The following is a 13,427-nucleotide window of genomic DNA, read 5'->3' as shown; positions in this document are numbered from 1 at the left end:
CGGGCGCTCGCTCAGGGCCCGGTGAGGGCGCTCAGGCGGCGGCGCGGGCGCGGTCGAGGTCTTCGAACAGCTCCGTGTTGAACCGGTAGGCGAGCAGCACCTCGTCGATCACGCGCTCGCGCTCCGCCTCGTCCCACGGGGCGGCGTCGAGCTGTTCGCGGTACACGTCCTTGAAGGCGGACGGGTCGGCGATGTCGTCGAACAGGTAGAAGCCGACGCCGTTGGTCTCGAAGCCGAAGCGGCGGGACATGACGCGGCCGATGAAGATGCCGCCGGAGAGGTCGCCGAGGTAGCGCGTGTAGTGGTGGGCGACGAAGCCCCCGGCCCAGGTCGCGCCCACCTGGCGGATGCGCTCCACGTAGCGCTGCGTGGTGGGCAGCGGCGTGATCCGGTCGCGCCAGTCCGCGCCGAGCAGGAACTCGAGGTCGGCCTCGAGCGCGGGGAGGCGGGTGAGCTTGTCGCTGAGGAACACGGAGGCGACGGGGTCGGTGCGCATGCGGTCGCTCGCGCTCTCGAGGGCCTCGTAGATGAAGTAGTGCTGCGCGACGAGCGCGATGTAGTCCTCGCGGGAGCCCTCGCCCTTGAGCAGGTCGGACATGAAGCCGGCCGTCTCGCTGCGCGAGTGCGACCCGGAGGAGCGCTCGCGGAGGGCGGCGGAGAAGGAGAGGATCTCGGGCATGGCCCCAGTGTAAGGGCAGCCTAACCTTGGACGGAAGTCCGAGTCGGTGCGGAGTCAGTCGTGCGGCCGCGGCTCGACGCCCAGGCGCGCACACGCCGCGTCGTACAGCGCCACGACCTCGCGTCGCACCTCGGGGCGCTCCGTGATCGGACCGCCGGGCCACGGCACGCGCAGCGTCGAGGTGGAGCCGCCGCGGGTGACCTCCCACACGCCGGCCTCGCCGTCGAAGCCGGTCATGACGGACGCCGTCGGCTCCTGGTCGGCGGGCTCGGCGAAGGCGCGGGCGATCAGCAGGTTGTCGTCGGTGTGGTCGCCGTTCATGTGGCGGAGCACGGCGGCGATCACGTCGGGAGCGAAGTCGTGGGGCACCCTCACACCCTACGGGCCGCGATCGGCGCGGTCCCGCGAGGCGGACTTCCAGCATCCTCGCTCTAGACTCGGGAGATACGTCCTCGGGGGTTCCTTCACATGCAGCTTCTCTCGTCGCGCCGGTGGCGCGCCGCAGCGGCCACGGCCGTCGTGCTCGGGCTCGTCCTCACCGGTTGTTCGTCCGAGGACTCCTTCAGCTACACGCCGCCCGACCAGGTCGACGCCTCCCTGCCCGACGACACCGTCGCGGCGATGCAGACCGCGGTCGACAACGCGCTCACCGCGTCGGGTGCGTCCGGAGCCATCGTCGGCGTCTGGGTGCCGTGGAGCGGCAGCTGGGTCGCAGCGGCCGGCACGCAGGACAAGGAGGGCGGAGCCGAGCTGACGACGGACATGTCGTTCCGCATCGCCGACGTCACGCGCCTCATGACGTGCGACGTGCTGTACGCGCTCGCCGACGAGGGCACCGTGGAGCTCGACGCGAAGGTGCCCACCTACGTCTCCGGCGTCGCGGACATGACCGACGTGACCCTGCTCGACCTCTGCAACGGCACGAGCGGCGCCGGGTCGTCCGAGGAGACCGCCAAGGCCGCCTGGATCAACACCCCCGAGCGCGTGTGGGCTCCGCTCGAGCTCGCCGGCTACGGCCTCGGCCGCGCCAGGGTGGCCCCGCACACGACCTTCCGCGACTCCGACGCGGGCTACCTGCTGCTCGGCCTCGCGCTCGAGCGCGCCACCGGCATGACCGCGCGCGAGCTCATCGCGGAGTACGTCACCGAGCCCCTCGGCCTCACGCAGACCGAGCTGCCCACGCCGCAGGCCGCCCCGCCGGTGCCCGAGCCCGCCATGAACGGCCACTACATGTCGGCTGTCGAGGGCGGCTTCAACTGCGCGGCCCCGGTCGACATCACCACCCTCTCGTCGAGCTCCGGCTTCACCGACTCCGGCGTCGTGTCGACCATCACCGACCTCGGCCGCTACGCCCAGGCGGAGGCCGCGCAGGCGCTGCGCACGAAGGAAGAGCCCGCGCGCTTCGGCTCGCCGCTGCCCGTGTCCGACACGGCCGCGTCGTGGTTCCAGGCCACCGGCGGTGCCTACCTCGTCGGCTCGATGGTCGGCCAGCACGGCTGGACCCCCGGCTATGCGACCGCCGCCTACTCCGACCCGGCCACCGGGTTCACGGTCGCCGTGGTGCTGAACGACTCCACCGCCGGGGCGCTGTTCGCCCAGCAGCTGTCGTGGGAGCTCGCGGCCATCGCGTCGAAGGCCCCCGCCGCGTCCGGGCAGACCGCCCCCGACTTCGGGCTGCCGTTCACCGCGGAGCAGTACCACCAGGCCACCACGGACGCCGCGCTCCCGTGCGTCGCCCCCGCGGAGGAGTGAGCACCGGCTGATCGGAAGGGGTCGTCGTGGCGATCGTCGACAACGCGATCTACGTGGACGGCGTCCGCACGGAGAACCCGCGGACCCTCAGCGAGACGTTCGAGCGCATGCGCGAGCGACGCGGCATGAGCTGGATCGGGCTGTACCGGCCGAGTCCGGAGGAGATCCGCGCCGTGGCCGACGAGTTCGCCCTCCACGAGCTCGTGGTGGAGGACGCGCTGTCCGGCCACCAGCGCTCCAAGCTCGAGCGCTACGGTGACGTGCTGTTCATGGTGCTGCGACCCGCCCGCTACCTCGACGACCTGGAGGAGGTCGAGTTCGGCGAGGTGCACGTGCTCGTCGGGCCGGACTTCGTGGTGACCATCCGCCACGCGGAGGCCCCGGATCTGGCGCGGGTGCGCCGCCGCCTCGAGGCCAACCCCGCGCTGCTCTCCCACGGGCCGGAGGCCGTGCTGTACGCGATCCTCGACGAGGTGGTCGACGAGTACGCCCCCGTGCTCGCCGGCCTCGAGAACGACATCGACGAGATCGAGAGCCAGCTGTTCGAGGAGGATGTGGACGCCACGCAGCGCATCTACGACCTGGGCCGCGAGGTGATCGACTTCCAGCGCGCCACCCAGCCGCTCGTCGGCATGCTCGAGGCGCTCCTGCGCGGTTCCGACAAGTACCGGGTGAGCGAGGAGCTGCAGCGGTACCTGCGCGACGTGCTCGACCACACCTTGCGCGTGAGCGACAGGGCGACCACGTTCCGCACCGTGCTCGACAACGCGCTCACGGTCGAGTCGACCATCGTCGCGCGCCGCCAGAACGAGGAGATGCGGCGCATGACCGAGCTCAGCATCCGGCAGAACGAAGAGGTGAAGAAGATCTCCGGCTGGGCGGCGATCCTGTTCGCCCCGACCCTGGTCGGCACGATCTACGGCATGAACTTCGACCACATGCCCGAGCTGCACTGGCTGCTCGGCTATCCGATGGCGCTCGCGCTCATGGTCGCGATGGGCCTCGGACTCTACGCGGCGTTCAAGAACAAGGGATGGCTCTGACGCCGTGGGATGATCGCAGGATGGAACTCGTGGCGGGAATCGACTCCTCGACCCAGTCCTGCAAGGTCGTCATCGCCGACGCCCTCTCCGGTCGGGTGATCCGCGAGGGGCGTGCACCGCACCCGCCGGGCACCGAGGTCGACCCGGAGGAGTGGTGGCGGGCGCTGCAGGCCGCGATCGCCGCGGCGGGCGGGTTCGACGACGTGCGGGCCTGGGCGATCAGCGGACAGCAGCACGGCATGGTCGCGCTCGACGGCCGGGGACGGGTCGTGCGACCGGCCCTGCTGTGGAACGACCTGCGCTCGGCAGACGCGGCGGCCGCCCTGATCGCGGAGCACGGCGCCGCCGCCCTCGCCGAGCGCACGGGCCTGGTGCCCGTGCCGTCGTTCACGCTCACCAAGGTGCGGTGGCTGCGCGAGCACGAGCCGGAGCACGCCGCGCACGTGCGAGCGGTCGCCCTGCCCCACGACTGGCTCACCTGGCGGTTGCGCGGCTTCGGACCGGACGCGCCGCGCGGAGCCGATCTCGACGAGCTGGTCACCGACCGCTCCGAGGCCTCGGGCACCGGCTACTGGACCGACGCGGGCTACGACCGCGAGCTCTTCGCCGCCGCGCTCGGCCACGACGCGATCCTGCCTCGCGTGCTCGCGCACGACGCGGCCGTGACCGATGCGGACGGGCGCCGGGTCGGTCCCGGGTCGGGCGACAACGCCGGTGCGGCGCTGGGGCTCGGCGCGGCCGTGGGCGACGTGGTGGTGTCGATCGGCACGAGCGGCACGGTGTTCGCCACGAGTGCCCACCGCACGATCGACCCGTCGGGCATGGTCGCGGGCTTCGCCGACGCGGCCGGGGGCCACCTGCCTCTCGTCGCGACCGTGAACGCGGCGCGCGTGCTCGACACGCTGGCCACGCTGCTCGCGGTGGACCACGAGGAGCTCGGGCGGCTCGCGCTCGCCGCCGACCCGGGTGCCGGGGGACTGGTGCTGGAGCCGTACTTCGAGGGGGAGCGCACGCCGAACCTGCCCGACGCCACGGGCACCCTGTTCGGCATGACCCTCGCGGTCACCACGCGCGAGAACCTCGCGCGTTCCGCGTTCGAGGGCGTGCTGGGCGGCCTGCGCTACGGCCTCGACGCGATCCGCGCGCTCGGGGTGCCGACGGCGCGGGGCATCCTGATCGGCGGCGGCGCCCGGTCGGCGGCGGTCAGGGAGATCGCGCCGCTCATCCTCGACATCCCGATGACGGCACCGCCCGCGGGTGAGTTCGTCGCCTGGGGCATGGCACGTCAGGCCGCCCGCACGCTCGGGCACGAGCTGCCGCCCGCGGCCTGACCCGCGCGGCTCAGGCCTCAGCGGCGGGCCGCAGCAGGTCGGACCACGCCGCGGTGCCGTCGAACACGAGGTCGGTGCCGACCACGGCCCAGTCGGCGCCGGCCGCGGACAAGGCCTCCGCGTGCTCACGGCGCACGCCGCCGTCCACGCCGAGGGGTCGTGCGGGCGCGGCATCGCGGAGGGCCGAGAGCTTCGCCAGCACCCGCTCGTCGAACGTGCTCCCGGCCTGCCCCGGCACGATCGACATGCACAGCACGGGCAGGTCGAGCGGCACGGCCGTCGCGGGCGTCTGCGGGGAGACGGCGAGCCCGGCGCGCACGCCCCGGCGTTCGATCCGCGCGACCGCATCCTTCCAGTCGGCGCTCTCGACGTGCACGATCACGAGGTCGCAGAAGTCGGCCCACGCGTCGACCTCGCGCGCGGAGCGGTGCGCCATCACGTGCGCCTCGGCCGTCATGCCCGTCTGCGCGGCCAGCGCGGCGGCGTCGTCCGGAGTGAAGCCCCCGGCCGCGGCGAACCGCCCGTCGGTGGTGTCCCAGTGCAGCCGGCCCAGGCCCGCGTCGCGCAGTCGCAGTGCGGTGTCGAGGCGGTCGTCCGGGGCCACGGACCACAGCGACCCGGCGATCCGCATCACTCGTCGTCCGCCAGCACGGCCTGGGCGAGGGCGTGGTCGGTGAACAGTTCGCTGATCAGTCCCACCCGCGACACGGTGCGGATCGCGTCGGCCTTCGCGGCTCCTCCCGCGACGGCGACCACGCGCGGCACCTTCTGGAGCTGCTCGTACGAGATGTTGATGCAGCGGTCCTGGAACTCCGTGTCGACGGGGGTCCCGTCGCTGCGGATGAGGATGCCGGCGATGTCGGCGACGCACCCCTTGCTGAGCGCGTTGGCGAGGTCGTCGATGGGCAGCACGTCGCGCACCTGCGACACGGGCGGGTCCCATGCTCCGACCGACAGCAGCGCCGTGGTGACGGAGGGGAACAGGTCGATCGCCGAGCGGATGTCGGGGTGCCGGCGCAGGCTCATCGCGGTCTCGCGGTCGTCCACGATGAGCGGCGAGAAGATCGGGTACACCGCGCCTCCCGCGCGACGCGAGGTCTGTCGCACCACCTCGATCGGGGAGGAGGCGAGGTCGCCCGCCACGACACCGGTGAGCTGCACGATCGACAGGCGCGGCAGGTGCGCGAACTGGCTCGCGGTGGCGGTGAGCGTGCGGCCCCAGGTGACGCCGAGCACCTCGTCCTCCTGCAGCGTCTCGCTGAGCGCGCGGGCGGCGGCGGCGCCGATCTGGCGGCGCACGTCATCGTCGTCTCCGTGCGAGCGCACGACGAGGCAGCGCTCCAGGCCGAGCTTGTCCTGCAGGCGCTGGCTCAGCTCCACGTCGGGGAGACCCCAGTCGTGGATCTCGATCGTGACGATGCCCTCCTCCTTGGCGCGGCTGAGCAGGCGGGCGACCTTGAAGCGCGAGATGCCGAGGGCGTCGGAGATGTCGACGCGGGAGCGGTCCTCCAGGTAGTGCGCCCGGGCGACGGCCGCCATGAGGGCGCGATCCTGATCCACGCTCTTCGTCGCATCGCTCATTTGAGCGTTGAAATCACGAAACTGTGACATATGTGACGGCTGCCTTTCCTCCGGCTTGCGACGGTTCCTATGCTCAAACGTACATCCAAGCATCACAGATGAGCGCAGCATGTGCGAGGCGCGATCGAGGGAGAACGTGTTGAACGTCGATGACGACATCCTGGCGGTAGCGCGCGGGCGGCTCCAGGCCGAGGCCGAGGCCGTGCGCGCACTGATCGACACGATCGACGGCACCCTGGTCACCGCGGCCTCGATGATCCTGTCCGCCACGGGCAAGCTGTTCATCGGCGGCTCTGGGACCTCCGGCACGGTCGCCCGGCGCATGGCGCACATCCTGTCCGTCACCGGTACGCCGTCGCTGCCGTTCTCCCCGATGGACGGGCTGCACGGGGCCTCCGGCGCCATCACCGCCGACGACCTCGTGCTGCTGATCTCCAACGGCGGCGCCTCCGACGAGGTCGTGCAGCTCGCCCGCATCGCCCGCGGCCGCGGCGCCCGCGTGATCGCCCTCACCCGCAGCCACGACACCCCCCTCGCGCGGCTCGCCGACCACAGCGTCGCCGTGGCCGTGCAGCCCTCGGCCGACATCGGCGGCATCGTGGCCACCGGCATCACGATCGCGCAGTCCGCGTGGGGCGACGCGCTCGCCGAGGTGCTCATGCGCGGTCGCGGCTACACGTGGGCGGAGTTCATGACCACGCACCCCGCGGGCGCCGTCGGACGCCTCGAAGACCTCCCCGCCGACCCCTCCCGCCTCACCGTCCCCCCGTTCGAGGAGGTCGCGCGATGATCGACGTGGTCGCCGGAGTCGACAGCTCCACCCAGTCGTGCACGGTCGAGCTGCGCGACGCCGCCACCGGGGCGCTCGTCGCCACCGGGCGCGCCCCCCACCCCGTGACCCACCCGCCCGTCAGCGAGCAGGACCCCGAGGCGTGGTGGGCGGCCCTGGTCGCCGCGATGGCCGAGGCCCGCCGCGGCGCCGACGTGCGGATCGTCGCGGTCGGCGTCGGTGCGCAGTGCCACGGCCTCGTCGTGTCGGATGCCGACGGACGCGTCCTGCGCCCCGCGCGACTGTGGAACGACACCACCTCCGCCCCGCAGGCCGCGGCGCTGCTCGCGCGTCACCCCGCCGCCTGGTGGGCGCAGCAGATCGGGATCGTGCCGTCGGCGGCCATCACCGTGTCGAAGCTCGCGCTGCTGGCCGAGACCGAGCCGGAGACCCTCGCCCGCGCGCGTCACCTCTCCGTGCCGCACGACTGGCTCACGTACCGCCTCACCGGGCGCCGCGTGACCGACCGCTCCGACGCCTCGGGCACCGGCTACTACTCCGCCGCGACGGGACGCTGGCGCACCGACATCCTCGACGAGGCGGTGGGCGAGCGCGACTGGGCGCCGCTGCTGCCCGAGGTGCTCGGACCCGACGAGGCCGCCGGGCGCATCCTCCCCGCCGCGGCCGACGCGCTCGGCATCGACCGCGACGCGCAGGTCAGCGCGGGTGGCGGCGACCAGCACCTCGCCGCCCAGGGCATCGGGCTCGGCGAGGGCGACGTGGCGTACAGCCTCGGCACCTCGGGCGTCGTGTTCGCGACCACGCCCGACCCGGTCGCCGACGTGACCGGGGCCGTCGACGGTGTCGCCAACGTGACCGGCGGCTACCTGCCGCTCGTCTGCACGCTCAACGCCACCAAGGTGACCGACACGATCGCGCGGCTGCTCGGCGTCGACCACCGCGAGCTCACCGACCTCGCCCTCGCCGCCCCGCTCGACCCTGAGCGACCCGTGCTGGCCGCCTACCTCGACGGGGAGCGCTCGCCCCGGCTCCCGTCCGCCCGGGGCATGCTCGCCGGACTCACCACCGCGACCGGACGCGAGCAGCTCGCCCTCGCCGCGTTCGAGGGCGTCGCGCTCGGACTCGTCCGCGGGGAGCGGGCCCTCGCGGCGCTCGGCATCCCCACCACGGGCCTCACCATCGCGATCGGCGGCGGCGCCCGCTCGCTCGCCTACCGGCAGGTGATCGCCGACCTCACGCAGCGGCCCGTGCACACCGTGGACGCGCCGGAGGGCACCGCGCGCGGCGCCGCGATCCAGGCCGCCGCCGTGCACCGCGGCGAGACGGTCGCCGCCGTGACCGCGGCCTGGCGCCCCGCCACCACCTCGGTGACCGAGCCCGCCGCCGACCGCAGCGACGTGTGGGACCGCTACCTGCACCTCGCCGACCTGCAGGCCGAGCCGGCCGCGGCCCACCCGCTTTCCCCCGAGAGAGAGGACACTCATGTCTGAGATCCCGTCCACGATGACCGCCAGCGTGCTGCGGGGGGTGAAGGACCTGGTGCTCGAGGAGCGCCCCGTCCCCACGCCCGCCGCGGACGAGGTGCTCGTGGAGGTCGCGAGCGTCGGCGTCTGCGGATCCGACGTGCACTACTACGAGCACGGACGCATCGGACCCTACGTCGTCGAGAGCCCGCTGATCCTCGGCCACGAGGTGAGCGGCCGGATCGTCGCGGTCGGCGCCGACGTCGACCCCGCCCGCGTCGGGCAGCGCGTCGCCATCGAGCCGCAGCGCCCGTGCCGCCGGTGCGACTTCTGCCGCGCCGGCGACTACAACCTCTGCCCGCAGATGGAGTTCTACGCCACCCCGCCGATCGACGGCGCCTTCTGCGACTACGTGCTGATCCAGGACGACTTCGCCTACGAGGTGCCCGACGCCATCAGCGACAACGCCGCCGCGCTCATGGAGCCGCTGTCGGTGGGCATCGCCGCCGCGCAGAAGGGCGGCATCAAGGTGGGCGACACCGTGCTGATCGCCGGCGGCGGCCCCATCGGCATCATCGCCGCGCAGGTCGCGAAGGCGTTCGGCGCAGTCGACGTCGTGGTCGCCGACATCAACCCGGCCCGCCGCGAGCTCGCCGCCTCCTACGGCGCCCGCGTGGTCGACCCCGCCGCGGAGTCCACCGTCGAACTGGCGGCGAACGTCTTCATCGACGCCTCGGGCGCCACCCCCGCGATCGTCAACGGCATCCGATCCACCCGCGCGGGCGGCACCGTGGTGCTGGTGGGCAGCGCCGACGAGTTCCCGCTCTCGGTGCCCGAGGTCGCGATGCGCGAGCTCAACGTCACCGGCATCTTCCGCTACACCGGCACCTGGCCCATCGCCCGCGCCCTGCTCGAGTCCGGCCAGGTCGAGCTCGACTCGCTCGTCACCCACGTGTACGGCATCGAGCAGGTCGAGGAGGCGCTGTCGGGCGAGGGGTCGATCGACTCGCTCAAGCGCATCGTCCTGCCCCGCACCCGGCGCGTGGACGAGCCGTCGGTCAAGGCGGCGTCATGAGCGAGACGCTGCTGTCGGTCGAGGGGGTGTCGAAGTCGTTCCCCGGGGTGAAGGCCCTCGACGACGTCTCCTTCGACGTGCGCCCCGGCACCGTGCACGCCCTGTGCGGCGAGAACGGCGCCGGCAAGTCGACGCTCATGAAGATCATCAACGGCATCTACCAGCCCGACGCCGGGACGATCCGGGTGCGCGGCGAGGAGGTGCGGATCAAGAACCCCATCGACGCCCGCGCCCGCGGCATCGCGATGATCTCGCAGGAGCTCAACTACGTGCCGGGCATGACGATCGCGGAGAGCTTCTTCCTCGGCCGGCTGCCGATGAAGTACGGCAAGGTCGACTGGCGGTTCATCCGCAGCGAGGCCCGCCGCATCCTCGCCGAGGAGGGCCTGGACTTCTCGATCAACCGACGCCTGGGCACCCTCACCGTGTCGGAGATCCAGACCCTGGAGATCCTGCGCGCGGTCTACCACAGCGCCGACGTGCTGATCATGGACGAGCCGACCTCGGCCATCGCGCACAAGGAGGTCGAGTCGCTGTTCGCGAAGATCCGCGACCTGCGCGCCCAGGGCAAGTCGATCATCTACATCTCGCACAAGATGGACGAGGTCTTCGAGCTCGCCGACGACATCAGCGTGCTGCGCGACGGCACCGTCGTCAGCTCGCAGCCCGCCGCGGACATCACCTCCAGTCAGGTGATCGCGCAGATGGTGGGCCGCGACCTCGACCACCAGTCCTACCCCAAGGAGCGGGTCGAGATCGGCGACACCGTGTTCCGCGCCACCGGGCTCTCCGCCGCGCACATGTTCGAGGACATCGACCTGCACATCCGCGCGGGCGAGATCGTCGGGCTCGCGGGGCTCATCGGCGCCGGACGCAGCGAGGTCATCCGTGCGGTGTTCGGGCTCGACAAGCTCGACGCGGGCGAGATCGAGGTCGACACGAAGACCGTGAAGATCAAGAACCCCACCCACGCGATCAAGGCCGGCGTCGCGATGCTCTCGGAGGACCGCCGCCTGGTCGGCATCGTCCCGCAGCTGAGCATCATGAAGAACGCCACGCTGGCGAGCCTGCGCAAGGTCATTCGCGGGGGCTTCGCGCGGCGCCGCGAGGAGGAGAAGCTCGTCACCGAGTACTTCCAGAAGATGAACGTCAAGGCGCCCAGCCTGCAGACGCGCATCGCGAACCTCAGCGGCGGCAACCAGCAGAAGGTGCTCCTCGCCCGCTGGCTGATCGCCGACCCGAAGGTGCTGCTGCTCGACGAGCCCACCCGCGGCATCGACGTCGGCGCCAAGTTCGAGATCTACAAGATCATGACCGAGCTCGCCCGCCAGGGCCGCGGCATCCTCATGATCTCCTCCGAGCTGCCCGAGCTCATCGGGATGTGCGACCGCATCTACGTGATGTCGGCCGGACGCCTCACCGCGGAGCTGACGCCCGATCAGTTCTCGCAGGAAACCATCCTCACCTACGCCATGAATGAAATCGAGGTGGCATGACAATGCTCCAGAACCTGAAGAGACTCGAGGTGAACCGCTTCTCGATCTACATCATCCTGCTGGTGGTGATCGTCGCGGCGAGCTTCCTGAGCCCGAACTTCCTGAGCTCCGACAACATCTTCAACGTGCTCCGCCAGGTCGCCGTGATCACGATCCTCGCGTTCGGCGCGATGACGCTCATCATCGGCGGCATGATCGACCTGTCGGCCGGTGCCGTCATGGCGTTCGCGGGCGTCGTGTCGGTGCTGGTCTACAAGTCGACGGGCAACCTGCTGCTCGCGATCCTCGCCGGCATCCTCATCGGCATGCTCTGCAACCTCGTCAACGCGTTCCTCGTGGCGACGCTGAAGACCCCCGCGTTCATCGTGACCCTCGGCATGATGCTGATGGCGCGCGGCGCGGTGCTCGAGCTCACGCAGGGGCAGAACGTGCTGCAGCTGGGCGACTTCATCCTCATCGGCCAGGGCAACCTCGGCTGGCTGCCCATCCCGGTGCTGGTGCTCATCGGCGTCACCATCGTGATCTGGTACCTGATGAACCAGACCCGCTACGGCCGCTCCGTCTACGCGGTCGGCGGCAACGAGGAGGCGGCTCGCGCTGCCGGCATCTCGGTCGAGCGGGTGAAGTACCAGGCGTTCCTCGTCAACGGCGCCCTGGTCGGCATCGCGGGCGTGATCTTCATGTCGCGCGTCAACGCCGGGCTCCCCAACGCGGGCGTCGGCTACGAGCTGCAGGCCATCACCGCCCCGATCATCGGCGGCACCAGCTTCTCGGGCGGCGTCGGCACGGTCATGGGCACCCTCGCGGGCGCGCTGATCGTCGGCATCCTCGGCAACATCATGAACCTCATCGGGATCGGCTCGTACATCCAGCAGATCGTGATGGGCGCCATCATCGTCGTCGCCGTCGCCTACGACGTCTTCAGCAAGCGCGGCAAGGCGAAGACCACCATCCTCAAGTCCGACGCGAAGGGCGACCCCTTCCCCGTCGGAGCCTCCTCGTCCGCATCCGATCCGGGAGGCGGCAGGACCTCGTCCTGACCCCTCCGTCCATCGCTTCACCCACCCACAGAAAACAGGAGAAGACAATGAAGAGTCTTACCCGCAGGATCATCGCGCTCGGCGCCGCTGCCGCCGCGGCGATCAGCCTCGCCGGCTGCGCCGTCACCACCGGGAACCCGGCCGGGAACGGCGGCGGAGGCGCCTCCGAGGACAAGGACGAGTACCGCGTCGCGTACATCGCCCGCGCCCAGGCCGACTCGTTCGCCGCGTGGCTCGCGAACGAGATGAAGCAGGAAGCCGGCAACTACGACGACATCACTCTCGAGGTGTTCGACGGCCAGGCCGACGACGAGATCGAGAACAAGATGATCGAGAACGCGATCGCCAACCGGTTCGACGCGATCATCATCCAGGCGAACAACGCCGACGCGCAGCTGCCGTACATCCAGCAGTCCATCGACGCGGGCATCGTGACCATCACCACGAACCCGCGCGTCGAAGGCCTGAGCGGCGGCAACTCGGTCGACGCCGACCCGTACAAGCAGGGCGCCGTGGTCGCCGAGCTCGCGGTCGAGCAGATCCCCGACGGCGCCAACGTCGTGGTGCTGAACGGCCCGGCGGGCAACTTCCACAGCACGGCCCGCCGTGACGCGTGGCAGAAGGAGTTCTTCGAGAAGCGCAGCGACGTGAACATCGTCGCGGAGGACATCGCGAACTGGAACAAGGACGAGGCCATGACCCTCATGGAGGACTGGTCGCTCGCGAACCCGCAGATCGACGCGATCATCTCGATGAACGACAACATGGCGTCGGGTGCGCTCGAGGCCGTGAAGGGCAAGAGCGGCTTCGACGGCATCCTCGCGTTCGGCGTGGACGGCACCCCCGAGGCCACGCTGCTCATCGAGGCGGGGACCATGACGGCGACCTCGCTGCAGAACGCCCGCGAGCTGGCGCAGCTGAACCTCAAGGCCGTGCACGACCTGCTCACGGGCGCCGAGGACGAGGTCAACGTCGACATCGGCAACCCGCTGATCACGAAGGACAACGTGCAGGAGTACATCGACCTGTACAAGGAAGCCGGTCTGCTGGACCAGTGACACCGCGTCGGGGGGGGGGGGGGGCGCCCGCCCCCCCCCCCCCCCCCCCCCCCCCCCCCCCCCCCCCAAAAACCCCACGCCCCCCCCCACCCCCCCCCCCCCCCCCCCCCCCCTGCTCC

General features: G+C 71.4%; 13 protein-coding genes. 9 read left to right on the top strand and 4 right to left on the bottom strand.

Features of this window, described 5'->3' with window-relative positions; translation table 11 throughout:
• Nucleotides 1-31: 31 nt before the first annotated feature.
• The gene (locus tag ACWGQ1_RS16935; protein ID WP_452313412.1) at nucleotides 32-679 is read right to left on the bottom strand and encodes a biliverdin-producing heme oxygenase; all 648 of its coding nucleotides are present in this window, start codon (nucleotides 677-679) and stop codon (nucleotides 32-34) included.
• 54 nt (nucleotides 680-733) lie between these two features.
• Nucleotides 734-1,048, bottom strand: coding sequence for a DUF2470 domain-containing protein (locus ACWGQ1_RS16930; RefSeq protein ID WP_136044268.1), 315 nt, complete (start codon nucleotides 1,046-1,048; stop codon nucleotides 734-736).
• A 99-nt stretch (nucleotides 1,049-1,147) separates the two neighbouring features.
• Between ACWGQ1_RS16930 and ACWGQ1_RS16925 the strand changes: the two genes are divergently transcribed.
• From ACWGQ1_RS16925 to ACWGQ1_RS16915, 3 genes are read left to right on the top strand one after another with little or no spacing between them, the layout of a single operon-like run.
• A complete protein-coding gene (locus tag ACWGQ1_RS16925; RefSeq protein ID WP_136029698.1) occupies nucleotides 1,148-2,431 on the top strand; it encodes a serine hydrolase domain-containing protein in 1,284 nt (427 codons plus the stop codon).
• Nucleotides 2,432-2,457: 26 nt separating this feature from the next.
• Nucleotides 2,458-3,474 carry a magnesium/cobalt transporter CorA gene (gene corA / locus ACWGQ1_RS16920; protein ID WP_136029700.1) on the top strand — a complete coding sequence of 339 codons (1,017 nt, stop codon included), beginning with the start codon at nucleotides 2,458-2,460 and terminating at the stop codon, nucleotides 3,472-3,474.
• A gap of 20 nt (nucleotides 3,475-3,494) precedes the next feature.
• Nucleotides 3,495-4,805, top strand: a complete 1,311-nt coding sequence (locus tag ACWGQ1_RS16915) for an FGGY family carbohydrate kinase (protein ID WP_136029702.1) — start codon at nucleotides 3,495-3,497, stop codon at nucleotides 4,803-4,805.
• Nucleotides 4,806-4,815: 10 nt separating this feature from the next.
• Here the strand turns inward: ACWGQ1_RS16915 and ACWGQ1_RS16910 are convergent, their stop codons facing one another.
• Entirely contained in the window at nucleotides 4,816-5,436 is a 621-nt protein-coding gene (locus tag ACWGQ1_RS16910) for a beta/alpha barrel domain-containing protein (RefSeq protein ID WP_136029704.1), read from the bottom strand.
• Nucleotides 5,436-6,386: a sugar-binding transcriptional regulator gene (locus ACWGQ1_RS16905; protein ID WP_168387142.1), complete on the bottom strand. Its 951-nt coding sequence runs from the start codon at nucleotides 6,384-6,386 to the stop codon at nucleotides 5,436-5,438. The genes ACWGQ1_RS16910 and ACWGQ1_RS16905 overlap by 1 nt, the downstream gene beginning before the upstream one ends.
• A 139-nt stretch (nucleotides 6,387-6,525) precedes the next feature.
• Here ACWGQ1_RS16905 and ACWGQ1_RS16900 point away from each other — a divergent pair, with 139 nt between their 5' ends.
• From ACWGQ1_RS16900 to ACWGQ1_RS16875, 6 genes are read left to right on the top strand one after another with little or no spacing between them, the layout of a single operon-like run.
• Nucleotides 6,526-7,176, top strand: coding sequence for an SIS domain-containing protein (locus ACWGQ1_RS16900; protein ID WP_452313411.1), 651 nt, complete (start codon nucleotides 6,526-6,528; stop codon nucleotides 7,174-7,176).
• The gene (gene xylB / locus ACWGQ1_RS16895; protein ID WP_366628149.1) at nucleotides 7,173-8,666 is read left to right on the top strand and encodes a xylulokinase; all 1,494 of its coding nucleotides are present in this window, start codon (nucleotides 7,173-7,175) and stop codon (nucleotides 8,664-8,666) included. The genes ACWGQ1_RS16900 and xylB overlap by 4 nt, the downstream gene beginning before the upstream one ends.
• Nucleotides 8,659-9,714 (top strand): NAD(P)-dependent alcohol dehydrogenase, encoded by a 1,056-nt coding sequence (locus tag ACWGQ1_RS16890; protein ID WP_136029711.1) that lies wholly within the window; start codon nucleotides 8,659-8,661, stop codon nucleotides 9,712-9,714. Before xylB ends, ACWGQ1_RS16890 begins: the two co-directional genes overlap by 8 nt.
• A complete protein-coding gene (locus tag ACWGQ1_RS16885; protein ID WP_136029713.1) occupies nucleotides 9,711-11,210 on the top strand; it encodes a sugar ABC transporter ATP-binding protein in 1,500 nt (499 codons plus the stop codon). Before ACWGQ1_RS16890 ends, ACWGQ1_RS16885 begins: the two co-directional genes overlap by 4 nt.
• Nucleotides 11,207-12,250, top strand: coding sequence for an ABC transporter permease (locus ACWGQ1_RS16880; protein ID WP_240744513.1), 1,044 nt, complete (start codon nucleotides 11,207-11,209; stop codon nucleotides 12,248-12,250). The genes ACWGQ1_RS16885 and ACWGQ1_RS16880 overlap by 4 nt, the downstream gene beginning before the upstream one ends.
• 47 nt (nucleotides 12,251-12,297) lie before the next feature.
• On the top strand, nucleotides 12,298-13,308 hold the full coding sequence (locus ACWGQ1_RS16875; RefSeq protein WP_136044352.1) for a sugar ABC transporter substrate-binding protein: 1,011 nt from the start codon (nucleotides 12,298-12,300) through the stop codon (nucleotides 13,306-13,308).
• Nucleotides 13,309-13,427 lie beyond the last annotated feature (119 nt).

It is taken from the genome of Microbacterium sp. NPDC055599 (assembly GCF_053618975.1).
Note: the sequence above shows the minus strand (reverse complement) of the source record. Positions and strands in the feature narration are given on the sequence as shown.